The organism is Allobosea sp. (assembly GCF_036675845.1).
Taxonomy (GTDB): Bacteria; Pseudomonadota; Alphaproteobacteria; order Rhizobiales; family Beijerinckiaceae; genus Allobosea.
The window spans coordinates 22139-46367 of sequence record NZ_JAKFED010000140.1; the positions used below are offsets into that span (position 1 = coordinate 22139).

Annotated in this window: 22 protein-coding genes and 1 tRNA gene; 3 read left to right on the forward strand and 20 right to left on the reverse strand. The window is 66.8% G+C overall.

Annotated elements, in window-relative coordinates; all coding sequences use genetic code 11:
- Positions 1–18 precede the first annotated feature (18 nt).
- Complete coding sequence (locus V6M56_RS14720) at positions 19–2424, forward strand: methyl-accepting chemotaxis protein (protein ID WP_332684861.1); 2406 nt, start codon at positions 19–21, stop codon at positions 2422–2424.
- Between the two features lie 166 nt (positions 2425–2590).
- A tRNA-Ile gene (locus V6M56_RS14725) sits at positions 2591–2666 on the forward strand.
- Between the two features lie 356 nt (positions 2667–3022).
- On the opposite strand, the gene V6M56_RS14730 is transcribed toward V6M56_RS14725, so the two are convergent.
- The 17 genes from V6M56_RS14730 to V6M56_RS14810 all read right to left on the reverse strand — a co-directional run bounded on the left by V6M56_RS14730 (position 3023) and on the right by V6M56_RS14810 (position 20632).
- Positions 3023–4213 carry an MFS transporter gene (locus V6M56_RS14730; RefSeq protein WP_332684862.1) on the reverse strand — a complete coding sequence of 397 codons (1191 nt, stop codon included), beginning with the start codon at positions 4211–4213 and terminating at the stop codon, positions 3023–3025.
- Positions 4214–4416: 203 nt separating this feature from the next.
- Entirely contained in the window at positions 4417–5358 is a 942-nt protein-coding gene (locus V6M56_RS14735; RefSeq protein ID WP_332684863.1) for an HlyD family secretion protein, read from the reverse strand.
- Positions 5355–5615: a DUF3302 domain-containing protein gene (locus tag V6M56_RS14740; RefSeq protein WP_332684864.1), complete on the reverse strand. Its 261-nt coding sequence runs from the start codon at positions 5613–5615 to the stop codon at positions 5355–5357. Before V6M56_RS14740 ends, V6M56_RS14735 begins: the two co-directional genes overlap by 4 nt.
- 20 nt (positions 5616–5635) lie before the next feature.
- On the reverse strand, positions 5636–6910 hold the full coding sequence (locus V6M56_RS14745; protein WP_332684866.1) for a BatD family protein: 1275 nt from the start codon (positions 6908–6910) through the stop codon (positions 5636–5638).
- Positions 6907–7548 (reverse strand): tetratricopeptide repeat protein, encoded by a 642-nt coding sequence (locus tag V6M56_RS14750; protein WP_332684867.1) that lies wholly within the window; start codon positions 7546–7548, stop codon positions 6907–6909. The genes V6M56_RS14745 and V6M56_RS14750 overlap by 4 nt, the downstream gene beginning before the upstream one ends.
- Positions 7545–8462: a VWA domain-containing protein gene (locus tag V6M56_RS14755; RefSeq protein ID WP_332684868.1), complete on the reverse strand. Its 918-nt coding sequence runs from the start codon at positions 8460–8462 to the stop codon at positions 7545–7547. Before V6M56_RS14755 ends, V6M56_RS14750 begins: the two co-directional genes overlap by 4 nt.
- Positions 8459–9475: a VWA domain-containing protein gene (locus tag V6M56_RS14760; RefSeq protein ID WP_332684869.1), complete on the reverse strand. Its 1017-nt coding sequence runs from the start codon at positions 9473–9475 to the stop codon at positions 8459–8461. The genes V6M56_RS14755 and V6M56_RS14760 overlap by 4 nt, the downstream gene beginning before the upstream one ends.
- Before the next feature lie 2 nt (positions 9476–9477).
- Positions 9478–9975 carry a DUF4381 domain-containing protein gene (locus V6M56_RS14765; RefSeq protein WP_332684870.1) on the reverse strand — a complete coding sequence of 166 codons (498 nt, stop codon included), beginning with the start codon at positions 9973–9975 and terminating at the stop codon, positions 9478–9480.
- Positions 9972–10976: a DUF58 domain-containing protein gene (locus tag V6M56_RS14770; RefSeq protein WP_332684871.1), complete on the reverse strand. Its 1005-nt coding sequence runs from the start codon at positions 10974–10976 to the stop codon at positions 9972–9974. The genes V6M56_RS14765 and V6M56_RS14770 overlap by 4 nt, the downstream gene beginning before the upstream one ends.
- A 12-nt stretch (positions 10977–10988) precedes the next feature.
- Positions 10989–11972: an AAA family ATPase gene (locus V6M56_RS14775; RefSeq protein WP_332684872.1), complete on the reverse strand. Its 984-nt coding sequence runs from the start codon at positions 11970–11972 to the stop codon at positions 10989–10991.
- A gap of 573 nt (positions 11973–12545) precedes the next feature.
- Positions 12546–13463 (reverse strand): formylglycine-generating enzyme family protein, encoded by a 918-nt coding sequence (locus tag V6M56_RS14780; RefSeq protein WP_332684892.1) that lies wholly within the window; start codon positions 13461–13463, stop codon positions 12546–12548.
- A gap of 38 nt (positions 13464–13501) precedes the next feature.
- Entirely contained in the window at positions 13502–14476 is a 975-nt protein-coding gene (locus tag V6M56_RS14785; RefSeq protein WP_332684893.1) for an HAD family hydrolase, read from the reverse strand.
- A gap of 116 nt (positions 14477–14592) precedes the next feature.
- On the reverse strand, positions 14593–17046 hold the full coding sequence (locus tag V6M56_RS14790) for a fused MFS/spermidine synthase (protein ID WP_332684873.1): 2454 nt from the start codon (positions 17044–17046) through the stop codon (positions 14593–14595).
- A 107-nt stretch (positions 17047–17153) separates the two neighbouring features.
- Positions 17154–17507 (reverse strand): HdeA/HdeB family chaperone, encoded by a 354-nt coding sequence (locus tag V6M56_RS14795; RefSeq protein ID WP_332684874.1) that lies wholly within the window; start codon positions 17505–17507, stop codon positions 17154–17156.
- 67 nt (positions 17508–17574) lie between these two features.
- The gene (locus tag V6M56_RS14800; RefSeq protein WP_442881165.1) at positions 17575–19176 is read right to left on the reverse strand and encodes an arylsulfatase; all 1602 of its coding nucleotides are present in this window, start codon (positions 19174–19176) and stop codon (positions 17575–17577) included.
- A 156-nt stretch (positions 19177–19332) separates the two neighbouring features.
- Positions 19333–20163, reverse strand: a complete 831-nt coding sequence (locus tag V6M56_RS14805; RefSeq protein ID WP_332684875.1) for a hypothetical protein — start codon at positions 20161–20163, stop codon at positions 19333–19335.
- Positions 20164–20281: 118 nt separating this feature from the next.
- The gene (locus V6M56_RS14810; protein ID WP_332684876.1) at positions 20282–20632 is read right to left on the reverse strand and encodes a hypothetical protein; all 351 of its coding nucleotides are present in this window, start codon (positions 20630–20632) and stop codon (positions 20282–20284) included.
- Positions 20633–20661: 29 nt separating this feature from the next.
- On the opposite strand from V6M56_RS14810, the gene V6M56_RS14815 reads away from it, so the two are divergent.
- Positions 20662–20820 carry a hypothetical protein gene (locus V6M56_RS14815; RefSeq protein WP_332684877.1) on the forward strand — a complete coding sequence of 53 codons (159 nt, stop codon included), beginning with the start codon at positions 20662–20664 and terminating at the stop codon, positions 20818–20820.
- 43 nt (positions 20821–20863) lie between these two features.
- Here the strand turns inward: V6M56_RS14815 and V6M56_RS14820 are convergent, their stop codons facing one another.
- From V6M56_RS14820 to V6M56_RS14830, 3 genes are read right to left on the reverse strand one after another with little or no spacing between them, the layout of a single operon-like run.
- A complete protein-coding gene (locus tag V6M56_RS14820; protein ID WP_332684878.1) occupies positions 20864–23551 on the reverse strand; it encodes an ATP-binding protein in 2688 nt (895 codons plus the stop codon).
- A complete protein-coding gene (locus V6M56_RS14825) occupies positions 23551–23820 on the reverse strand; it encodes a hypothetical protein (RefSeq protein ID WP_332684879.1) in 270 nt (89 codons plus the stop codon). Before V6M56_RS14825 ends, V6M56_RS14820 begins: the two co-directional genes overlap by 1 nt.
- On the reverse strand, positions 23817–24200 hold the full coding sequence (locus V6M56_RS14830) for a response regulator transcription factor (protein WP_332684880.1): 384 nt from the start codon (positions 24198–24200) through the stop codon (positions 23817–23819). Before V6M56_RS14830 ends, V6M56_RS14825 begins: the two co-directional genes overlap by 4 nt.
- Between the last annotated feature and the right edge of the window lie 29 nt (positions 24201–24229).

Below are 24229 nucleotides of genomic sequence, written 5' to 3' on the forward strand. Positions count from 1 at the left end.
CCTTCGGGAGTATCGGGTATGTCGAAGACCAAGAAACCGGCGCGCCAGCCGAAGAAGGCGTCGCGCGTCGGCATCGCCGCGCGAATCTACGCTGCGCTCGGTGTGCTGACCGTGCTGACCATGGTGGCCTCGCTCGTCGCCTGGCTCTCCTATGAGCGCGTCGGCAGCACCGTCGACGACATGGTCGAGCGTAAGATGCCGGTCGTCGAGCTCGCGCTCGAGCTCTGGCAGGCGGCGACGACCTCGACCGCGCTGGCGCCGCGCTTCATGGAGGTGCAGACCGTCCGCGAGCGGGCCTCGCTGACCGGCGAGTTCGACAAGATCGAGGCGAGGCAATTCGACCTCGTGCGCAAGATCGGCCAGCTCGGCAGCGTCGACAACAAGAAGGCCCAGGCGGCGCTCGACAACCTCTCGCGGCACATCAACGACATCAACGACCTGACCGGCGAGCGCCTGCGCAATGTCGCGCAGGCGGAGGCCGCGCTCACCAACCTGTCCAAGGCGCAGGAGAACTTCGTCAAGGCGGCGAGCGGCGAGGCGGAGCAGGCGAAGTTCGCGGTGAGCTTCGGCTTCGACGATCTCGGCTCGCTCTCCGGCGAGGCGCTGGCCGGCGCGGTCAAGACGCTGGTCGAGCGCGACTTCGTCATCTTCGATCTGGCCCGGACCCTGCAGGCCGACGTCAACGAGCTCGTCGGGTTGCTGCGCGAGATCGCGCAGATCAACGACAAGGCGCGGCTCGGCACGGCGCGCGAACGCTTCAACGGCATCGCCTACAAGCTCCGGACGATTCTCGAGGACGCCGACAAGGTCAACATCAACCAGACGCGCTCGCGCACGGTGCAGGACCTGATCGCCGTCGGCGAGGGCACCGAGGGGCTCGTCGACATCCGCAACCGCGACATCACCACGCGCGAGTCGATCGCGCGTGGCCTGAAGGAGGTCGACGAGGCGGCCGAGGTGCTGCGGCGCGAGGTCGATGTCCTGGTCAAGGGCGCCCGCGGCGAGGCGCAGGCGGCAAGCGCCTCGACGCGCGAGCTGATCGGCGAGAGCAAGCTCTGGCTCGGCCTGATCGGGCTCGGCTCGCTGCTGGTCGCGCTGGCGCTGGCGCTGTTCTATGTCCGCCCGATGATCGTCGGACGCCTCAACCGGCTCTGGGCCGCGACCAAGGCGATCGCCGACGGCCAGCTCGAGACCAATGTCGAGACGAAGGGCAATGACGAGATCTCCGACATCTCGAAGAGCGTGCTGCTGTTCCGCGACAATGCGGTGGCGCTGCGCGCCGCCGAGCTGGCCAAGGTCGAGGACGAAGCCCTGGCGCAGCAGCAGCGCAGGCAGATGATGGAAGAGCTGGGCGAGGCCTTCGGCCAGGTCGTGGCAGCGGCGGCGCAGGGCGATTTCAGCCGGCGGGTTTCGGCGAGCTTCGCCGATGCCGAGCTGAACGCGCTCGCGGGTTCGGTCAACGAACTGCTCGAGACCGTGCAGACCGGCCTGACCGAGACCTGCGAGGTCCTCTCGGAGCTCTCGGCCGGGCGTCTCTCGGCCCGCGTCGAGGGCCTCTATCGCGGCGCCTTCGCCGAACTCAAGGACGGCGCCAACGGCCTCGCCGGCGAGTTCGAGAGCACGCTGGCGCGCCTCTCCGAGACGGTCTCGGCGGTGCGCAGCGCCACCAGCGAGATCCTCGACGGCGTCACCGATCTCGCCGAGCGTACCAGCGAGGAGAGCAACGCCGTCTCGGTGGCGACGAACCAGCTCGGCGCCTTCGCCGGCAACGTCCAGAAGACCGCCAGGGATGCGGCCGAGGCGGTCGGCATGGCCCAGAGCGCCGAGGAGCGCGCCCAGCAGGGCGAGCAGGTCGTCGCCTCGGCGCTGGAAGCGATGCAGCGCATCCGTGCCTCGTCGAGCAAGATCTCGGAGGTCATCGCGATGATCGACGAGATCGCCTTCCAGACCAATCTGCTGGCGCTGAACGCGGCGGTCGAGGCGGCCCGCGCCGGCGACAGCGGCAAGGGCTTCGCGGTCGTCGCGGCCGAGGTGCGCAGCCTCGCCAAGCGCTCGGCCGATGCCTCCAACGACGTCAAGAAGCTGGTCGATGCCGCCCATGGCGACGTCAAGGTCGGCGTCGGCCTGGTCGAGCAGAGCTCGGCGGTGTTCGGCAGCATCCTGACCTCGGTCAACGACCTCTCGGCGCTGATGAACGGCATCTCGCAGACCGCCCGCGGCCAGGCCAGCGACGTCTCGACGATCAACCGGGAGATCGACGGGATCGGCACCATGGCGCACCAGAACGCGGCGCTGGTCGAGGAGACCAATGCGGCCCTGGCGCTGACCGACGAGCAGACCCGCTCGCTGAAGGAGCACATCGCCCGCTTCAGCTTCCGCGAAGGCCACGCCGTCGAGCAGGAGCAGGAGGCGCGCGCCGCCTGACCGCTCGCGGCATCGCCGGCGCCTGATCCCACGGCCCCCGCTTCGGCGGGGGCCGTCTTGTTTCCGGCCTTGCGATCGGGACCAGTGCCCGCCGCCGGAAGCCCGACCGGAGGCGACCGGCGCAAAGCCGTTGCGCCTGCCATCGGGCGGATGCTAGGCCTGCCGCGGGCCGGTAGCTCAACGGTTAGAGCTCGCTGCTCATAACAGCGCCGGTGCCGGTTCGAATCCGGCCCGGCCCACCATTTCGCCTAGCTCGAGGCGCTCCTGCAAAAAGCCGCCGAGCGAACCGTCAAAGACCTCTGACGGTCTATCGGGGCAATCCTCAAAGCCTTCACGCCAGAAGAATCCAAAAACGACTTCGGCGCTGCCGGCCATGGGCCGAAACAACCTGACAATGCCCTAGAGTCTGTTGTTTTCACGCGGAGCCACAGCCGTCATCCTGGGCGAGCGAAGCTCGGCCCGGGATCCATCGTAGGGCTCCGGCGCCCTACGATGGATCCCGGAGCTGCGCCGCTTCGCGACTTGTCCAGGATGACGGCGGTGGTTCCGAGTCAAAGTAGCGTTCTCCAGCTCGCGCTTCCGATTGCTTTTCGGTCCTTCACCGGTGCGATCGGTGCGCAAGCTGCACGATGACAAGGGAAAACACGCCAAAAATGATCAACTGGCCGGCGACGAGAACGAAAGGCCAGGTAAAGCTTGCGGTCTGGCTGGCGATCATGGCGAACGCCAACGGTCCGCAGATCGACCCGATGAAGCCGAACAGGCTGGCGCTGGATGTAACATCGCCGATGATTGCCGCTGGCGACGCCCTGGCGAGCTCAGCCATGTGAACGCCGTTCCAGCCCATCGATGTCGCGCCGACCAGCGCCATGCACCCGTAGATCAACCAATGGCTTGCGGCTGCGGACCAGACGAGAAGCAGGATCGCGGTGCCCGCTCCCAACGCCAGAACGGACAAGAGCAGAAGGCCCGATCCCAACCGGTCCGCCAGCCATCCGAAGAAGATGCGTGCGACCGTGCTCGTCGCAAGCAGCACCGACATATAGAGCCCCGCCTGAGCCAGGCTCGCCCCATGCTGGATAACCATGTAGGTCGCGGTGAACGCGGTGATGCAGGCTTGCGCAATCGAGAACGAAACACCCATCGCGGTGAGCATCGGCAAGGCCGGATGGGCGTTGAGGACCCGGGCCGATCTCGCCAGCGAAGATGGTGTCAGAAACAGGCGAGCCCAGCCCTTGTTCGGTGGCCCCTTTTCCGCATCGAGCCTGGGCTGAAAGGCCTGGACCAGCAGGGTGCTGAAAAGCACGATGGCGACGAGTATCGACACGGCGCCGACGAAGCCGAATGCCAGGACCAGAGGGGCGACGACAATGCCGGCAATGGCCCCTCCGAGCGGCACCCCCGCTTGCTTGATGGAGAAGATCAGGGTGCGGTGTCCGGTCGGCGCGGTGCGCATCAAGACCTGACTGCCGGCAGGTGTGTTTGGCGCCAGCCCCAAGCCCACGAGCAGTGCTCCGGCGAGCCCGAGCGAAACGATCGGTTGTGACAAGAGCGCCAGGCCCGCGGCGACAAAGATCAGGCCAAACTGCAGGGTGCGAATGGGGCCGTGATGGTCGAGCATCGGGCCGCCACATGCCAGAAACCAGCATATCCCGGCCGAAACGACGGCTGAGACGTAGCCGATGTTTTCAGGCGCCAGGCCCCATCGCTGCGTCAGGATCGGCCCCAGCAACGGGATCGCTGCAGCGGCGAACGAACTTACGACTTGCACCAGGAGAGTCGCGCTCAAGGCGCTCCCCCACAATGGCAGCTTCAAAGCAGGTCCCCCAGCCTCGTCGACGCGCGAGTTCTGCCCTCTGACGCCCGAGCAGGCGGAGCCAGAGGATCGCGGCATTGGACTGGTCTTCCGGCAATGCGCCAGGGCAGTCGAGGCCCGTCACAGGCTGACAGGCCTGCATCAAATGCATGCGGCTGCCGGTCGTCGGCCCAGGCTCAGTACGGGTTGACGTAGTTGGTGATCGCGATCTGTCGCAGCAGCACCTTGCGGATGACATGGGCCGCCTGGACGCGGTCGGTGAAGATCGCGGCATCGCCCGCGCTGCCCGCCGGCAGCGCCCTGGCATAGGCGTCGTCGTCCAGCCGCACACGCACCACGAAGGGAGCTGCCTGAATCGCTTCCGGGGTGACCGCGAGGCCCGAAGTCTGGACCTGGCCGGAGGCCATCGCCTGGAGGATGGTCTCGACCTTGCCGGTCTGCACGGTGCCGGGCGTCATCTTGAAAGTCAGCTCGACCGGTTGCCCGGCCGCGAGATAGCGCGCGTCGATCTGGTTGATCTCGACGCCGACGACCGTGTCGGAGGTGTCGATGAAAGCCATCACCGGCGCCAGGGGCAGGTTCGAGACGCGCGCTCCCTTGCGCAGAGCGAGATTGGTGACATAGCCGTCGGCCGGCGCGCGGACGGTCGTCTTGTCCAGGTTCCATTGCGCGCCATCGCGTTGGGCCCGGAGCTGATCGACGGCGGCCTGCCGTTCCTCGACATCGAAGGCTCGACCGGTCCCCTGCGTCTGGAGCTGCGTCATCTGCGACAGCCGCAGTTCCGCCAGCCGCAATTGCGCTTCGATGGCGCGAAGCTGCGCCTCGAAGGGAACGGGGTCTATGCGGAACAGGGTTTCGCCGGCCTTGAGGGGGCGATTGGGCTGGACCGGAACCTCGATGACCTCGCCGGCGACCTCGGGAACGATCGCGACCGAATTCCGGACGACGAGAGCCGGGCCTTGCGGCGCGCCCCAGTTCATCGGGATGAACAGGCCGACCATCAGCAACAGGAACACGATGAGCGGCGAGACCTTCCAGAACAGGTTGAAGGGCACGACCCTCAGCTTCACCAGGATGAAGAGCAGAGCGAGATAGACGTTGAGCAGGACGACGATCATCGCACGGCCTCCCCATCGCGAGCGGAAGGAGCGGCGGCAGACGGCACGTCGACATAGGCCCAGATCAGGACGACGGGCCAGAGCACGAAGCCTAGGAACAGCGTCACCCAGCCGCCGACCGTGACGGCTTCCGCCCAGGGATGATGGCGCCTGCGGGCGATCATGCCAGGCAGCATCGCCATGAAGACGATGACGAAGGCCGAGCTGAGCACCAGCACGACCAGCACGATCCAGGCAAAGATGTCGAGCGGGGTCACGAAGTCCTCCTGCGATCGGGTCAGTCGGGAAAGGCCGGGTTCAAGGGCGGCAACAGGTTGGCCGTGGTGCGAGACATCCGCCGGGCTCGATGCCGGCGCGTGATCGCCTCCGACAACTGCGCTCCGCAGGCCGCGCTCCAGGACGCATCGGCGCCGAACAGCGCGCGCTCGAGCCTCTCGATGAGTTGGCGGGTGCGGGGATCGGCCCGGACACCGTCGGCGGCCTCAGGCGGCAAACGGTCGAGCCAGGCGGCGAGCGCACGATAGGTCCCGGCGGCGTCGCCGGAGGCCGCCGCCCGTTCCAGGGTCTTGCGCGCGGAGGCTTCCGACGAGCGGCTGCGTTGCCGAAGCGCATTCCAGCCTGCCTTGAATCGTCGCCGGAACATGGCGGCAAGAGCGAGCAGCAGAACGGCCCCGAGGCCGATAGCGGCCAGGAACGCCGGGCGTCGCGTCAGGGTCGCTTCCGGGTCGGCAGCATCCGCGCCTCCGGCCGCAACCGTGACGGCGAGACCCGCGAGCGTCTCGGCGCGCGCCTGCTTGCTTGCCATGTCCCACCAGGGCTGTGAGAGCTCCGGCAAGGTGTAGTGTCCCGGCTTCTCGAAGACATAGGTCACCTTGTCGGTCCTTTGCCCGTCGACCGTGCCCCTGTTGCTGCGGTCGTCGATGACGGGCGGATCGACATAGACGCGCACGCCATCGGGTGCCGTGAAGCGCAGCTCCGCCATGCCGAGAGCCGGAACGCCGGCGGCCTGCCTGCGGATCGTCCTGGTGATGGCGCCGCCTGTCCTGATGCCGACCGAAGCCGGATCGGGCGACCAGCTTTCGCTGGCCGTCACCTTGTCCGCGACGAGAACCGGGCCGGACGGGTCCAGGCCCGGCGGCACGGTGACGGTCATCGCGAGAGCCTTGCCGGTCGCAGACCCTGCCGGATCGCCGTTGCGGTCGAGCAGCGTCACCTCCGGGGCGGGAATGGCGATCTCGCCGCCACGGCGCGGGAAGACCAGGAACTCGAAGCTCTGGCCGACATAGTCCAGGTCGTCGATGCGGTCGCGGATCGTCACGGCCTGCGTCTCGAAGCGCAGGATCTGGGCGCCCGGCGCATCGCCCAGCCGGACCAGCGGCGGATGCGGCATTTCGCCGGGGAACATGACATCGACATGCAGTCGCACCGGCTGGCCGATGACGATCCCATCGACCGGATCGAGCGTCGTGCGCACGAGCGGGGCATGGCCGGGCATCTGAGCCAGCGCCAGCACCGGGAAGATGACCAGGAGCAGGGCCGCGACGAGCCTCATGGGCGTGCCTCCGTCGGCGCCGCCCGGAGCTGGTAGGCGAATTTGGCGCGCAGGAAATCGGCGGGTTTCGTCTGGACGCGCTTCAGCCAGAGTGCGCGGACCGCCTCGTCCGACATCGGCATGGCCGCCTCGACCGTCGTGTCCTCGCCGCCCTTCTTCGTCTTGTCGAAGACGACCTCGTCGGGGCGGGAATCCGTCTGGTCGGCTTCGCCGCCCTTGGTCGTCTTCCGCTCCCCGCGGATGCGGGCGATTTCGCGATTGTTCAGCGCCTCGCGCCAGCCCGGACGCAGTGCGACTGCGCGGTCATAGCGCTTCAGCGCGTCGTCGTACTGGCCGAGCATGACGAGCGCATTGCCCTGGTCGAATGCGCTCTCGGCACTGTCGGTGGCGGCGAAGGCCTGTGCCGCGGCCTTGAAATCGCCGGCACGGAACAGGGCGATGCCGCGCCAAAGCTGGTCTCGGAAGGCCCTGGCCGCTTCAGCCGGGCGATTTTCGCGCATCAGCACCCGGCCGCGCTGATCCGGTGTCAGCCAGAGCCCGTCCCAACCGACGCGATAAGCCGCCAGCAGGATGAGAATGCCGGCTGCGATGCCGACGACCGCGTAGGGCGAGGAGAGGCGTGCGCGGGAAGCCCTCATGCCAGCACCCATCCACGCCGGAACCAGAGCAGGGCCAGAAGCGCGATCAACGGGGTGAGCCAGTAGCCGGCCTCGCGCCAGTGCTGGCCTTCGCCATCGACGCCGCGCGCCTGGTCGGCCCGGTCGAGCCGCCGCACGATCGCCGCGACGTCGGTCTGATCGGCGGTCGTCGCCACGATCGTCGCATTCAAGGCCTGCGCCGCCGCACCTGACCGTTCGGCCCCTGTCGACGGCGGCAGAAGCGACAGGATGGTCACGGGCAGGTGCGCCGCCGCTGCCGGCGGGCCTTTCGCATCGGGCTCGACCTCATCCGCCATGATCAGGATCGAGCCGCCATCGGCCTGGCTGGCGAGCGCGCGCTTCGCCAGGGCGAGAGCGCCGGCGAGGTCGTCGCCCTCCTTGGGCATGATGTCGGGCGAGAGCGACTTGGCGAGGTTCAGGACGACGTCGCTGTCAGGGGTCGGCGGCAGAACGAGATGCGCCGAGCCGGCATAGGCAATGAGGCTGGTCGAAGCGCCTTCGCGGGCGGCGAGGATGTCCGCCAGCTTCTGCCTCGCTCGGTCGAGCCGGGTCGGGGCGAGATCCTGCTCCAGCATCGACGGCGTGACCTTCAGCACGACGGCAACCGCGGGCTTGGCGTCGGCGAAGGGCGAGGGCTCGCGCTGCCAGGCCGGACCGGCGGCAGCCATTGCCGTCAAGGCCAGGGCGATCAGCAAACCGTTTGCGGGAGTAACGATCGTGCGGCGCGCTTCGCCCACGATCAGATGGGCGAGGAGCGCCGGATCGATGACAGCGCGCCATCTGAGCAGCGCGTCCGAGCCACGACGATCGAGGAACCAGAGCCCGACGACCGGCAGCAATGCGAGCAGCCAGAGCGGGCGTTCGAAATGAAATGGCGCAAGCGCGGCGATCATGGCATGACCCCCGCGACCGGCTGGACCGGAGAGGGCGAGAAGCTCCGCCTCCGCCGCAGCAGGAGCGCCGCCTGCGCGATCAGCGCCAGCAGGAGGCCTGCGCCGAGCGGGACCCAGTAGATGTCGCGCCTTGGACGGAAACCGACCGTGTCGATTCGGCGCGTCTCGATCTGGTCGAGCTGGCGGTAGATGTCGGCGAGTTGCACGCGGTCGAGCGCGCGGAAGAAGCTGCCGCCCGTAGCACTGGCGACGTCCCTGAGCGCGGCCTCGTCGAGCTTGTCCTCGCCGGCAGCCCGCGGGTCGCCGACCGCGACCGTGTGGATGACGATGCCCTTGTCCTTGGCGACACGCGCCGCCTCGGCTGGCGGCACCTTGCTCGTCGTGTCGTTGCCGTCGGTCAGGGCGATGATGGTCTTCGTCTTGATGGTGCTGCGGTTGAACAGGCCGATTCCGAGCCCGATCGCGTCGCCGAAAGCCGTGCGCGGGCCGGCCATGCCGACGGCCGTGTCGCGCAGCATCGCCCGGCAGAGATCGAGGTCGGTGGTGAAGGGCACGAGCGCGAAGGGAGCATCGCCGAAGACGACGACGCCGACGCGGTCGCCCTTTCGGCGCGACAGGAAATCGTCGAGCACCTGCTTCACCGCGGTGAGCCGGTCGACGGTCTTGCCCGAGGCATCGACGAAATCGGCAGTGTCCATCGAGCCGGAAAGGTCGACCAGCACCAGCAGGTCGCGCGTCGGCAGGTCGCGATGCAGCGGTGGTTCGAGCCATTGCGGCCGGGCCAGCGCCGCGAGCGCGAGCAGCCAGCACAGGCCGGCCACGATCAGCCGGACCGCGCCGCGACGCGCCACGACGCCGCCAGAAACAGGCTCCTGCCCGCTCAACCGGGCGAGCCTGTCGAAGAACGGTACGCGCAAGCCGGGCCTCTGCTCGGCATGGGCGGGCAGTCCGAACCAGACCGCAAGCGGCAGCGGCAAGAGCAGGACGATCCAGGGATAGGCGAAGGAGAGCATCGTCACGCCTCCGCCGCGATGCGGGCGCGCTGGCCGCGAAGCCAAACCCTGGCTTGGACAAAGAGAAGGCGCTGGTCCGGTGGCGCAGCCGGGCTTTCCTCGGCGAGGAAACGGCCCAGATGTTCCGCTATGGCATCGGTGCTCGCGCCTTGCGGCGCCGTCCGGGCGATGAAGCCCGTCCAGCCGGCTCCGGTCAGCGCGGCGACAGCCTCGCGGCCATAGCGGACAAGGGCGACGCGCTTCAGGATCGACGAGACGGCCTCGGCCGTGGCCGGCTCGTCAGGGCCCGAAGCCAATGAAAGCGCATCGAGTTCGGAGATCGCCTCGCGCAGATAGGCGTTGGCGCGGTAGCGGCGCAGCGCCCGATAGGAGAACACCAGCAGAGCGGCCGATGCCGCGGCAGCGAGAATCCAGATCCCGATAGCCGGCGGCCAGAATGATACGGGTGGCGCCAAGGCGAGGTCAGCCAGATTGGCGAGGTCTCCAGGGTCGGCGCTCATGGCGGCGCCTGACCGCTTGCCGTGGCCAGAACCTGGGCCCGGCGACGGCCGATCAACTCGCGTAGCTGGTCGCCGACATCGCGTGTCGTCGAGATCGGCAGGACGGGGATGGCCCGGTTGCGGGAAAACTGCGCGAGCCGCGCGCGCCATTGCGTGTGGTCCGTGGAGAAGCGCTCGCGCAAGGCCGGCGCGGAGGCGTCGATTTCGATCTGCGCCTGTCCGGAGTTGAATGTCGCCGGCCCGACATCGGGCAGATCCCCTTCGAGCGGATCATGGACGAAGATCGCGAGCACATCGTTATGGGCGCAAAGCTGCGTCACCAGCCGCGTGGTCTCGTCATCCTCTCCGGCGGCGTCCGAGATCAGGCAGATCAGGCCGTCATGCTTGGCCATGCGGACGGCGATCCGGAGAGCCTCGTTCAGGCCTCCGGTCGTCGTCTCCTGCGCCGAGGGGTGCGCCAGCGCCGCATTCTGGCGGTGGACCTCGGAGAGCACGCGGATGACGCCCTGGTCGCGCGCCTGCGGCTTGATGGCGACGACTCCGGCCTCGCCGAAGACCACGGCGCCGACCCTGTCGCCGAGCGAGGTGACCCGCCAGGCAGCAAGCGCCGCAGCTTCCGCTGCCGCGACCGATTTCATCGCCCGCCGGCTGCCGAAGAACATCGTTCTGCGCTGGTCGACCAGCAGCAGGACAGGCCGGTCGCGCTCCTCGGAATAGACCCGGACATGCGGACTGCCGAGCCGCGCCGTGGCGAGCCAGTCGATCGTGCGGGTGTCGTCGCCCTCGTAATAGTGCCGCAGTTCCTCGAAGGAGAGGCCGCGGCCGCGCAGACGCGAGGCATGGCGGCCGGCGAGCAGGCTGTGCACGGGCTGGTGCGGCTGGAAGCTGAAGCCGCGTGCCCGGTGCTTGAGACGAAGCAGGTCGTCGAGCGTGACGAAGGCGCGGGCTCCGGCGCTCGGAGCGTTGCTGCCGGTCCTTGCCCTCTCCCGCATCAGCGCCATGATCGGCCTCGTTCAAACGGCGACGGCAACCTGCCTGATCACCTCGTCCAGCACGGTGTCTGCCGTCATTCCGTCGGCTCCGGCTTCGTAGGCCAGAGACAGCCGGTGGCGCAGGCAGTCATGCGCCACGGCCTGGACATCGTCGGGCGTGACGTAGTCGCGCCCCTTCAGCCAGGCGTAGGTGCGCGAGCAGCGATCCAGCGCCAGCGAGCCGCGCGGGCTCGCGCCGACAGCGATCCAGTTCTTGAGGTGCTCGCCGAACTCCGCAGGCCGTCGCGTGGCGGCGATGAGTGCGACCATGTAGGTCTCGACGACATCCTTCGTGACGACGCGGTCGATCTCCGCCCGGGCGTCGAAAATGGACTGCTGCGGGATCTTGGCGGGCGGCGGCGATGGGCTCGCCTGGGCGGTCGCACTTTCGGAGCGGACGAGGCGCATGACCTTCACCTCGTCGGCGTCGGAGGGATAGTCGATGCGGATATGCATGAGGAAGCGGTCCATCTGCGCTTCCGGCAGGGGATAGGTGCCTTCCTGCTCGATCGGGTTCTGCGTCGCGAGCACCATGAACAGCGGCGGCAGGTCGTAGCGCTGGCCGGCCACGGTGACATGGCGCTCCTCCATCGCCTCGAGCAGCGCCGACTGCACCTTGGGCGGCGCCCGGTTGATCTCGTCGGCCAGGATGAGATTGCCGAAGACCGGGCCCTTGCGGAATTCGAACTGTCCGTCCTGACGCAGGATTTCACCGCCCGTGACGTCGGAGGGCAGCAGATCGGGCGTGAACTGGATGCGGCTGAAGTCGGATTCCAGGTTCTTCGACAGGCTCTTGATGGCGCGCGTCTTGGCGAGGCCGGGCAGCCCTTCGATCAGGGCGTTTCCGTTGGCGAGCAGCGCGATGACGATGCGCTCGACGACGCGCTCCTGCCCGATGATGTCCTGGTTGATGCGGCCCTGAAGCTCGAGAATGGCATCACGTGGCGTGGTCGATGCTCTGGGCATCATCGCTTCCCGCTAGAGCACGCGCCGATCAGTTACCGCGCAATCCGATCGGATCGCGCGTTCTCTGATATCAATAGTTCAGAGACGGATTCGCCGATCAGGTTGAATCAACCTGATCGGACCCGGCTCTAGGCATGCGCCAAATTCTGAACAAAGAAAGCGATGAGTCATTCCCGTAACAGTTACAGCGCTGCCCGCTGGCAAGCCTGCCCGGCCCAGCCGAGCTTCCAGCCTCAAGGCGTTTGCGGGAGGAGGTCGTTTCCGAAGAAGTCCGTCTGCCGCGGCGCGCTGGTCTGATTGGCCCGGACATAACTCGGACCACCGGTACGCGGAGCGCCCGGGCCGGGGTCGAGATAGCTGCGCTCCGCGGGGAGTGGCAGCGCGACCGGCGCTGACGCGGTCGGCGGCGGCTCGCTCGAGGTGGTGCAGGCGATCAGGGGCCAACAGCACAGCATGGCAGCCGGCAGGCGGAAGAGCTTCATCGCGTTTGTCATCCGATCCTCATCGATTCGAGAAAGTCCTGGCCATCGATCCTATCCTTAGCTCACATCTCGGTGCACGGCGCGACAACAGTCACGAAGTCGGCCTGACGACGCATCGAAAGCCGACATGGCTGGTCGATGTGTCGATCGGCTCGGCATGGCGGGCGGCCGGGCGGTAGCGCCGGCAATAGCTCGGCGCGCAGAGATGCGAGCCGCCCTTCAGGACCTTGCGGGGGATCCTGATCTGCGGCTGGCGCGGATCGTAGCTCTCCGCCTCCGGCCCGCCGCGCGGGTTCTGCGGCACGCAGCAGGCCTTGGGCGCGTCGCCCGGGTGGCGCGTCGACCAGAAGTCGGAGGTCCATTCCCAGACATTGCCGATCATGTCGTAGAGGCCGTAGCCATTGGCGGGAAACGCCTTCACCGGCGAGGTCCGGGCGAAGCCGTCCTCCTTCGTGTTCTCGTTCGGGAAGCTGCCCTGCCAGATATTGGCCATGTGGCGGCCCTCGGGCGTCAGTTCGTCGCCCCAGGCGAACTCGGCGCCCTCGCGTCCGCCCCAGGCGGCGAACTCCCATTCGGCCTCGGTCGGCAGCGACTTCCCCGCCCAGGCGGCATAGGCCTCGGCATCGCGATAGGCGACATGCACGACGGGGTGATCGTCGAGCCCCTTGATCGAGGAGCCCGCGCCATAGGGCTTGCGCCAGGTCGCGCCGAACCGGAACGACCACCATTGCGACCAGTCGCGCAGATCGACCGGGTGCGTCGGCGGGTCGAACATCAGCGAGCCCGCCCGCAGCATATGCGGCAAGGCGCCGGGGTAGTCCTTCGGATCGGGCGCGATCTCAGCGAAGGTGACATGGCCGGTCGCCTCGACGAAGGCGCGGAACTGCCGGTTCGTCACCGGCGTCTCGTCGATCCAGAAGCCATCGACACTGGCGCGGTGGCTCGGCGCTTCCTCCGGATAGTGGTGGTCGGACCCCATGCGGAACGGGCCACCATCGATGCGTCGCATGCCGGCCAGCGCGGCCGGCCTGTCGAGAACGAGGCCCGTCACGGTCGCCGCTCCGGCGGAAAGACAGTCTTCCAGTCGGCCTTCATGTCGACGATCGTCCAGCCCTTCGCCTTGCCCTCGTCGAGAGCCTTGTCGAGCTTGCCGATCCGGGATGTCCGATCATAGGCCCATTCGCGCTCGGCATCGGTGTGGTGAAGGATCAGCGCGAGCCGTAAGCCCGATCCCGCTGTCGTGTACTGGAGCATTTGCAGGTCGCCATCGGAGTTGCCGAAGGCGAGGATCGGGCGGCGCCCGATGAAGCGGTTGATGCCGACCGGCTTGCCGGGACCGTCGTCGATGAACTCGACCTTGGCCTCCTTGAACAGCTCCGGCTTGCCGTCGCTACCGAGGCGGAACTTCACCACACCTGAGGATCCGATGACCTGCTCGGGAGGAATGCCATAGGCCTTCTCGGCGAATACCCGCATCAGCTCGACGCCGCCGCCCGAGACGATGAAGGTCTTGAAGCCATTGGCCCGCAGGAAGGCGAGCAGTTCGAGCTGCGGCTGGTAGACCAACTCGTCATAGGGGCGCTGCTTGGTGGGATGCCGGGCCGAGGCCAGCCAGTTGGCGACCGCCTTGGCGAACTGGTCGGTCGTCACGCCCGTATGCGTCGCGGCCATGATTTGCAGCAGGCCCTTCTCGCCGGACGCGGCAAGGCCTTTCAGGTCGCGGTTCAGAACCGAGCGAAAAGGCTCCCTGGTTTTCCAGTCCGGGTTCTGGGCTGCGAGCCGCTTCACCTCGTCGAAGGCGAACTGCAGTTGGAAATAGACCGGCTGCTCGGCCCAGAGCGTGCCGTCATTGTCGAAGGTCGCGATGCGCTCGGCGGGCCTGACGTAGTCCGGTCCGCCTTCCCGCGTCACCTTCCCGACGAAGTCGAGGATCGTCGACTTGGCCTTGCCGTCGTTCCAGGACGGCAGCGGGTCGGTTTGGGCGAATGTGCCGGCCGCCGAGGCAACCATGCCGATCAGCATTGCCGCCGCGCCGGCGAGGATTCCACGCCGGTTCGGCATCGACTGCGAACGCCAGGTCGAAGGCGGGTATCGGGTGCTCATGGCTTTGATCCTCGCGCAGCGTTTGTCGAAGCGGTTCATTCCCGTCCCCCGCCACTGAACCAGCGATAATACGGATTCTCCGGCGCCTTCTGCGCCACGCTCCGCATCTGCCTGGCCCAGCGCGTCCGCTCCCCCGAATAAGCGGCAAGACCGGCATCGTAGAAGGTCAGGAGGATGTCGGCTTCGGTAGCGAGCGCCGCCTTGAAGGCATCGTCGGCACCGATGAGGGCCGGAGCGCGCTGCATGTCCATCAGGGCCGGCAGGGTCGTGTTCAGCTCCAGGCGGCGGACCCAGCCGGCATATTCGATCCGGGGATCGTCGTCCGTCACCGGCCGGGCGCTGCCGGCATAGCGCTCCAGCCCCGCGCGGTCGGTGACGAAGGTCGCAAGCAGCGCCGCCGGGGACGCGATGCCGACTTCGGCGAGCGCCTTCGCCACCTCCGGCTGCGCCATCCGCCCGGCAATCCGCGGCAGGTCGAGCATCACCGGCTCCTGCGAGCCGATCAGCAGCATCTCGTGAAGCTCGGTGGTCCAGAGCGTGGCATGCGGAAAGACGTCGAGGAAGCTGCGCACCAGCGAGCGCGTGTCCTCGTCGTTCTGGGTCGGTAGCGGCAGCCATTGCGCGACGAGCCCGCCCCCGGCGAGACGCGAGCGCGCCAGGGCATAGAAGTCGCTGGAATAGAGGTTTGCGACGCCGGCTGCGGAAGGCGGTGGCGGCTCCAGGGTGATCAGGTCGTAAAGCTCCGGACTGCGCAGAAGCTCGCGGCGCCCGTCGCGCAGGCGGATATCGAGACGGGGATCGCCCGCCGCCTGGTAGTTGCCCTGAAAGGCCGAGGCCGCCCGCACCACGCTCGGCAGGAGCTCGGCGACGACGCGCTTTTCGAGCCCCGGATGGGTCAGCAGGGCGCCGGCGGTGATGCCGGTGCCGAAGCCGATCACCAGCGCCGATTTCGGTTCGCCATTGTGGATGATCAGCGGCAGCAGCGCTTGCAGGCGCATATAGCGCAGCGACGGCATCGCATCGCCGGAGTTCGAGACGCCCTGGATGTAGAGGCGGCGGAAGCGGTTGCGCCCCGAATTGCGCTCGACGACCGCGACCGTGCCGCCGAGGCCTTCCTCATAGGAGACCAGATTTGCGCCGCGGGCCCCTGGCAGCAGCGAGGCGAGACGGTCGGACGGCAGGAGAGCGGCCGTTGCGCAAGCCGCCAGACTGACGGCAAGCGCGGCGGTCCAGATCTTCGAGGCGCTGCGGCGCTCGCGCAGCGCGGCGATCACGCCGATCAGCGCGGCGCCGACGGCAAGTACGGCGAGACTTCGCACCAGGCCGAGCGCGGGAACGAGGACGAAGCCGGTCAGGACGGAGCCAAGGATGCCGCCGAGCGTGTTCAGCGCGACGATCGCGCCGACACCCCGGCCGACATGCCGGGGATCGACGACCAGCCGAAGCGCCGCCGGGAATGCGGCCCCGAGGAACAGGGTGCTGGGCAGGACGACGCAGATCGCGGCGATGGCGAAGCGGGCTGCCATCCCGGCAAAGGCGCTTTCGGTCAGCCTCAGCACGATCGCTTCGACGAAGCTCTGGAACTGGATCAGCCAGGGGCCGAGCACGGCAATGGCGAGCGCGGCGGACAGCCCGGCCGCGGCGATGAGCAGTCCGAAGACGCTCCAGGGATGCGTGACGCGATCGGCCCAGCGGGCATAGAGGGCCGAGCCGAGAGCAAGGCCGGTGAGATAGGTGGCCAGCAGCACCGAAAAGGCGAAGCTGCGCGTGCTCATGAAGGGCACGATCATCTGCGACCAGACCACCTCGTAGCCGAGGGCGATGCCTCCGGCGATCGAGTAGAGGCCGATCGCGAGCAACGCGGAAGTCGTGAAACGGCTTTCGGTGGTCTCCGGAGACGCGGGAACAGAAACCGTGGCGCCCCTGCTTAAGGCGAGTGCCAGAAGCGCGGCGATCAGGCAGATCGCCGCCGCGACGAGAGCCGAGCCGCGAATGCCGGCTGCGGGAATGACGACGAAGGAAGCCAGCAGGGCGCCGGCGATGGCGCCAGCCGTGTTGGCAGCATAGAGGCCGCCGCCGACGCGGCCGACATCCTTGCGCTGGCTGGCCGCGAAACGCGTCAGCGCGGGCAGGGTTCCGCCCATCAGGACCGCGGGAAGGCCGACGAGCAGGAAGACCATCGCCCAGCCGAGCAATGGATTCGTTGCTTCGAGCCGGGCAAAGAGCGGCGCGGCCTGCGACAGGCAAAGCGTCGTCAGGACGGCGAGGACAGCGACGCCGGCTTCGAGCGCCGCATAGAGGCGCAAGGAGCAGGCGCTCCGATCGGCCATACGGCCGAAGAGCAGGCCGCCGACGGCGAGGCCGGCGAAAAAGGCGCTGACGCCGGTGGTCACGGCATAGACATCGACGCCGACCACCAGCGTGAGCTGCTTGATCCAGAGCACCTGGCAGATCAGCGCCGCCGCGCCCGAGAGGAAGAGCAGCAACACCGGTACGGCGTTGCTCCCTTCGCGCGCTTGCGCCGCGCCGGCCGGGGAACGCCTGGTTCTCCGGCCGGAACGTGGTGGCACCGGGACCTGCTCGGTGCGTGCCAACCTCACTTCTTGGTCTTCTCGTCCTTGAGGAGGATGTCGATGGCCTGGATGACCTTCTTGCCGGGATTGGCCTTGCAGTAGACGATGAGCTTGTGCTCGCCTGCCTTGGCGCGCGTGATATGGGCGTAATGCTTCTTGGCCAGGCCGTTGTACCAGCCGCTATACCAGGCCGCCAGCATGTCGGCGTCTTCCTGGTAGGTGTTGGCGAGCTGGGCGCAGGTCAGCTCCTGCACATTGATGAACCCATCCTTGTCCGCATAGGCGGAAAGCTCGGTCTGGGCGTTCGCGGAAAAGGACACGGCCGCGGTCATTGCTGCGGCGCAGGCCGTGGACGTGAGGAAACGGGTGATCGTCATCGGGGAAGCCTTTGTCGGGTTAATGGCAGGTGGCGCCAGCCGCCCCGAGGGGCGGCCGGCCGAGCGGTCATTCCAGGCCGCGCTTCTTGAAGGACTCGTCGATCTTCTTGTCGACCTGCTTGCGAACCTGGTCGATGCTGAAGCTGGCGATCCGCTGGCTCGGCGGAAATTCGGCGAAGGATTCCAGGAACGCAGTCGCCTTAATGCCGCCATACGAGATCGTGTAGGCGTTCTCGACCCGCCATTGGTCGTAGCCCATGCCGGAAATCTCGGCATGCTCATAAGGATCCATCCGAAGGTTGAACAGCTTCGGAGCGCGCAGCGGGGTAAACGGATTGGCCCAGACGTCCATCTGGCCGGTTTTCTCTTGCTTTTCGAAGACGAGCTTCCAGTTTTCGAACCGGATTGCGACGAGAGCGCCGTCGTCGTTGAAGTAAAAGAACTCGTTGCGCGCGCTCTTGTCGGACTTGCCGGTCAGGTAGTCGAGCTGGTTGAAGCCGTCGAGGTGGTTGCGGAAGGTGGTCGCATTGCCCTGGGGCTGCCAGCCCTTGAGCAGACGATCCTTGATGTCGGTGTCGCCGGCCGCGGCCAGCAGCGTCGGGAACCAGTCGAGACCGGACACGATGCCGTTGCTGACCTCGCCTGCCTTGACCTTGCCCGGCCAACGGATCATCGCCGGCACGCGGAAGGCACCCTCCCAGTTCGTATCCTTCTCCGAGCGGAACGGCGTCGTCGCCGCGTCCGGCCAGCTAAAGGCGTTGGGGCCGTTATCCGTGGTGAAGATGACGATGGTGTTCTGCGAAACGCCCATGTCGTCGAGCGCCTTCAGCAGCTTGCCGACATTCATGTCCAGCTCGACCATGCCGTCGGCGTATTCGTTGCCGGGCATGCCGCTCTGGCCGCGCATCGATTCACGAACATGGGTGAACATATGCATGCGGGTGAAGTTCATCCAGGTGAAGAAGGGCTTGTTGGCCCTCGCCTGGCGCTGCATGAAGTCGACCGCGGCGGCAGTCGTCTCGTCGTCGACGGTTTCCATGCGCTTGCGGGTCAGCGGCCCGGTGTCCTCGATCTTGCCGTCGGCCGAGGTCCTGAGCACGCCGCGCGGCGAAAAAGCCTTGACGAAGGCCGGGTCGTTCTTCGGCCAGTTCGCCCGCTCCGGCTCTTCCTCGGCGTTGAGATGATAGAGATTGCCGAAGAATTCGTCGAAGCCATGGGCGGTCGGCAGATACTCGTCCTTGTCGCCGAGATGGTTCTTGCCGAACTGGCCGGTGGCGTAGCCGAGCGGCTTGAGCGCCTGGGCAATGGTGATATCGGTCTTCTGCATGCCGACCGAGGCGCCGGGAAAGCCGACCTTGCATAGACCGGTACGCAGGCAGGCCTGGCCGGTGATGAAGGTCGAACGCCCTGCCGTGCATGAGTTCTCGGCATAGTAATCCGTGAACATCATGCCTTCCTTGGCGATCCGGTCGACGTTCGGCGTCCTGTAGCCGACGAGACCGTGCGTATAGGCGCTGATATTCGACTGGCCGACATCGTCGCCGAAGATGACGAGGATGTTGGGCCGGGCTGGTGCCGGCGCGGGCGCCGGCTGGGCTTTGAGCGGGCCTGTCGACAGGCCCATCACCACAGCCAGCGCTGCGGCGGCCATGAATTTCTGGCGTTCCATGAAGCACTCCCGGTTCCGGATCATCGCTCTGGGCCAAGCTTCGAGCGTGAGGGCGCCGACCCAAGCGCGCGAGGCAACGCTGACATGGCAGGCGCGGACGCTTAAGGCTGTAACGGTTACGGAAGCCGCCTTATCGGGGACGGCGGCAAAGACCGGTCATGGCGCGCGCCATGCCAGGCCGAGCTCCTTGCAGAGGGATGCCACGACCATGTCGGCAATGCCGTCGATGGCCGCAAAGCAAGGCGTGGACGCTGCGGGAAGGTCGCGGAAATCGCAGCACTTGATCTCGCCACTGCGCAGATCGGTCGCCTGCCAGGAAAACCGCCTGTGATCGCCCATCTGGCGCACGGTGACATCGAGGGAAATGGCACCCCGGGGATCGGCGAAAAGGTCGTTGAGGAAGGCATTGGCCGCCTTGCGCTGCTCAGGCGGCACGGCAAAGACCTTGAGGCGGGCCTGCCGCAGGCGGATCGCCAGCGCATCGGCGAAAAGCTCTCCCCGCAGCGCCGTTTCACTGTCGGCTTGTGCCGTGCGATTCTTGATCACGACCATCATGCCAGGCTGATCCTCGCGGACGCCGGGCACAGTGCTCGACAGGTCGTCACCGTCCTGGAGCGCGGTATCCCGCGACCAGCTGAACACCGGGACATAGCTGCCGGGGGGAATGGAGATCCGCACCGGCAAGTCCGCACCGCTCGTCTCGTAATGCGCGGTGAGGGCCGAGCGCAGCCGGGTCGCCTCGATGCGGACGATCGGATCGACATTCGGATCGAATGTCTCGTCGCGGCCAAAGACATCGACGCCGATCAGATAGGCCTTGATGCGATCGGCCTGGCCCGCCACGGTCTGGTTGACGACGAAGGAGAGGAAACGGCGGTTTCGCTCGGACAAGCGCAGGGAGGGCGACTCGAGCAACTCATCGAGTGCGCCGCGGATGGCTGCGGCCGGAGGTTGCGGTGTGCGCCGGGCCGAGATTCTCGCATCCATCGCTTCGCCTCCAAAGCCTGGATTTCATCTCGTAGTCTCTGTTCATGACGATGGCGCAAAGAACTGGCCGCGACAAGCAGACATGGCTTGCGCGGCCCGCAGAAAACCACGCGTTACATTACGAAAGCCTGTTCAGGATATCTTGCTCTGTATCCTTCGCCAGGGCCTGATATTCGCGCGCTCGGGCCGGGCCGATCGGCGCTGCGGATTTGCTCCAATAGGCCGCCGCTTCGCAGGCGGCTTCATAGGCCTCGCACAGCTCAACTAGCCGTAGATCCTGCGAAAACCGCTGCCGCAGTTCGGCGCGCCGCTCGGGCCACCGAAGCAGCAGCCGCGCCAGCCCTCGCTTTTGCGCTTGGTCCATCCAGGCCTCCCGGTACGACAGAACCGGACCTCCGCGATACTGCGCCAGAAGCGCCGCAGATGCAGATTTAACGGTTACCGGCTGTCCGAGGTGGCGATCACGCATGTCCGTCATGCGTCGGGAGCGCGCATGTAATGGTCACCGAGCGGACTTGGCTCGACAGGCCGTTTCGTAACCTACTGTGGCGTGTCGTCGGGTTCGGCATCGAAGCGGCCCAGCTCGCCGGCGCGGTCCTCGGCAAGGTCAAGGTCCTGGGCAACGTCAAGGCCGAACCCCGGGGAGGCAGGATTTGATCGATGCCCGTGACGATTTCCGGACCTTTCGGATTCCGGCCGGTCAAGTGCGGTGGCTCTGGGCCTGAAGGCGGACAACGAAAGCCACTCCCGTCTTGCCTGTTTCCGCGCAGTAGATCTGGCCGCCAAATCGCTCGATGATCTGCCGACTGATGGCGAGCCCGAGGCCGGCGCCACTCTGGCGCGGTGCTGGGCCGCGCGCGAACTTCGCGAAGATGCGCTCGCGTTCGCTTTGCGGAATGCACGGACCGTTGTCGATGACGCGCGCCTCGAAGACCCCTTTGCGCAACGAACTTGCAACAGACACCATGGGTCTCGGGTCGGTGTTGTATTTTATCGCATTCGAAACGAGGTTGATGAACACCTGCGCGAAACGATCGCGGTCGCCGAGGATGACGGCCCGGCGGGCGCGGCGGGAGCGCTTGAGCGTCACCCTGGCAGCGCGTGCAAGCGCCTCGCAACTCTCCATCGCCTGGTCGATTGCCGCGTCGGGATCGAACGGCCCGGTTTCCCAGGCCGGCTTGCCGCTTTCCAGCTGGTTGACGTCGAGAATGCCGTCGAGCAGCCGGGTGAGGCGCAAGCTTTCGTCCTGGATGATGCCGAGGAAGCGGAGCTTCTCGGTTTCGTGCATGTCCCGATTATTGAGCAGAATGTCGCTGAATGAGCGGATGGACGCCATCGGTGTGCGCACCTCGTGGCTGACCTGGCTCAGGAACTCGTCCTTTTGCGTGTCGACCTCGCGCAGCCGCTCGTTCGCCTGCGCCAGCTCGGCGGCCGTCGCCTCCACCTGCCGCGACTTGCGCTCGAGTTCGGCGGAATAGGCGCGGATCTGCTCGGCCTCGCCCGCCAGGCGCTTGAGCTCCTCGACGCCGATCGTCTCGCTTGTGACCACGCGCGAGAGGAGAGAGCGCGCAGAGGCGGCGCCGACATTGGCCGCAAGGCGCTGCTCGACCAGGGAAATGAGCTCGTCGCTGGCGATGACGGCGCGTTCCGCGCCATGCCTGTTGAACAGATGAACGGCCTCCACCGGCCCCAGGATGCGGTCGGCGATCTGGCGCAACTCATGGACCCTGGCGGTGCGGCGGATGACGCCGAGTTCGGTCTCGGTCTGGCGGCGGAAGATATCGATGAAAAGCGTCGCCTGGAATCGGGTCAACGGCGTGGGTTCGCGCAGGAGCGAGACCGCGATGAGCAGCCCCGTGTTGACCGTCATGCTCCAGAACAGCGCGTGGACGAGCGGATCGAACACGTCGAGGCCGAACAGCGCGTGGGGCACCAGCCAGCCCAGCCCGAACGGTCCGTTCTCGATCACGTCCGCCGACATCAGGAATGCGCCTTCGAAGCTCGGCAGGAAGAGCGTGTAGGCCCAGATGAGGAAGCCGGCCGCCAGTCCGGCGATCGCGCCGCGATGCGTCGCCCGATGCCAATACAGTCCCGCGATCAGGCTCGGCAGTGGCTGGATCAGGCCGCAGAACGAGATCAGGCCGATCGAAGCCAACGCATCCGAGGTCCGGCTCACCCAGAAATAGATGAAGCCGAGAAAGACGATGAAGACGATGCTGGCGCGCCGCGCGGCGAGAATGAAGTTGCGCGTGTTTTGTCCCCCGCTGGTCGGAACCATCGAGAAGCGCATGGCCAGCGGCATCACGATATGGTTGGAAATCATCGTCGAAAGCGCGATGGAGGAGACGATCACCATCGAGGTCGCCGAGGAAAAGCCGCCGAGAAAGGCGAGCAGGCCGATCGTCTCCTGTCCGCCGGTCATGGGCAGCGTCAGGACGAAGAGGTCCGGGTCGGAACCCGCCGGCAGATAATTGAGCCCCGCCATCGCGATCGGAATCACGAACAGGTTGATGAGGATGAGGTAGAGCGGAAACATCCAGGATGCGGTGCGGATCTGTTCTTCGCTGGAATTTTCGACGACCGTGACCTGGAACTGGCGTGGCAGGCAGATGACCGCGGCGCCGGACAGGAAGCAGAGCGCAAACCAACGCGCCCCGAAGCTCTGCTCCGGATGCATCAGGCTGACGGGCGCATTGCGAAACATCTCTTCCGGCGTGCCCGAAAGCGTGAGGTAAACCCAGAGGCCGACAGCCAGGAACGCGACAAGCTTCACCAAAGCCTCGACGGCGATCGCCGCGATCACGCCATGATGGCGCTCGTTCACGTCGATGTTGCGGACACCAAAAATGATCGAGAAGAGACACAGGCCCGCAGCCAGCCAGAAGGCGACCAGGAAATCCGGCTCAAGGCGTTGCGAAGCGGCGACCACGGCTCCGGCGGGATAGGTCACGACCTGGAAGCTGGCGGTCAGCGCCTTGAGCTGCAAGGCGATGTAGGGCGTGATCGCCACGACCGCCAGGATGGTTATCAACGCGCCAAGCGCCGGGCTCTTGCCGAACCGCGCCGAGATGAAGTCGGCGATCGAGGTGGTGTGGTGCACGCGCCCGACCGTGACGAGCTTTCGCAGGAAGAGCCACCACCCGGCGAAGACGATTGTCGGGCCGAGATAGATGGTGAGGAATTCCAACCCGTTCTTCGCGGCCGAGCCGACCGAGCCGAAGAAGGTCCAGGAACTGCAGTAAATCGAGATCGACAGGGTGTAGACGAGGGGCGAGGACAGCCAGCCGGTCGGATCCTTGCGCGCTCTCCGGTCGCCGGCGAAGGCGACGCCGAACAGGATCGCGACATAGGCAAGACATACCAGGACGACGAGGTTGGCATGCAGCATCAGGGCTGGTCCACCGAAGTCGGTACGGTCTCCTGCGCGGCGCCTGGACCATCCGACGCTTCGGCATGCCTGCGCGCCACAAGCCAGGCGGCGAAAATGACCACCGCCCAGACGCCGAACACATAAGCGACGATCAAAGGCACGCCAAAGACGAAGGCGGGCGCGGCGAAGATCAGGATGAAGGGGGGCAGAAGCAGGACGGTCGCGGCGATCGGCAGCAGCGCCGCCGCATCGCGCGCGCCCTGATGGTCCGCCGCGTGGCGCTTCATCGCGGGACGCCGCCTTCGGCAAGGCGGCAGACGCGTTCGACCACATCGGCATTGGAGAACGGCTTGGTGATGAAGTCGCTGGCGCCGATCGCTTCGGCGATCCGGCGATCGCTGGCCTGGCCCTTGGCGGTGAGCACCATCACCGGCAAGGTCGCGAGCGCCCGGTCGGAACGAATGGCCTTCAGGACGTCGAGCCCGTTCATGCCCGGCAGCATGATGTCGAGCACGAGAACTTCGAAGACCTGCCGGCGCACGCGGTCCAGCGCCTCGGCGCCGTCGTTCGCCGTGTCGACCTCGAAGCCGGCGCGGCTGAGGATGAAATTCAGCGATTCGACGATATTGGGCTCATCCTCGACAATGAGTATGCGCGCCTTGGCCATGTCGATCCGAACTCCCCATTTTGGTCTTT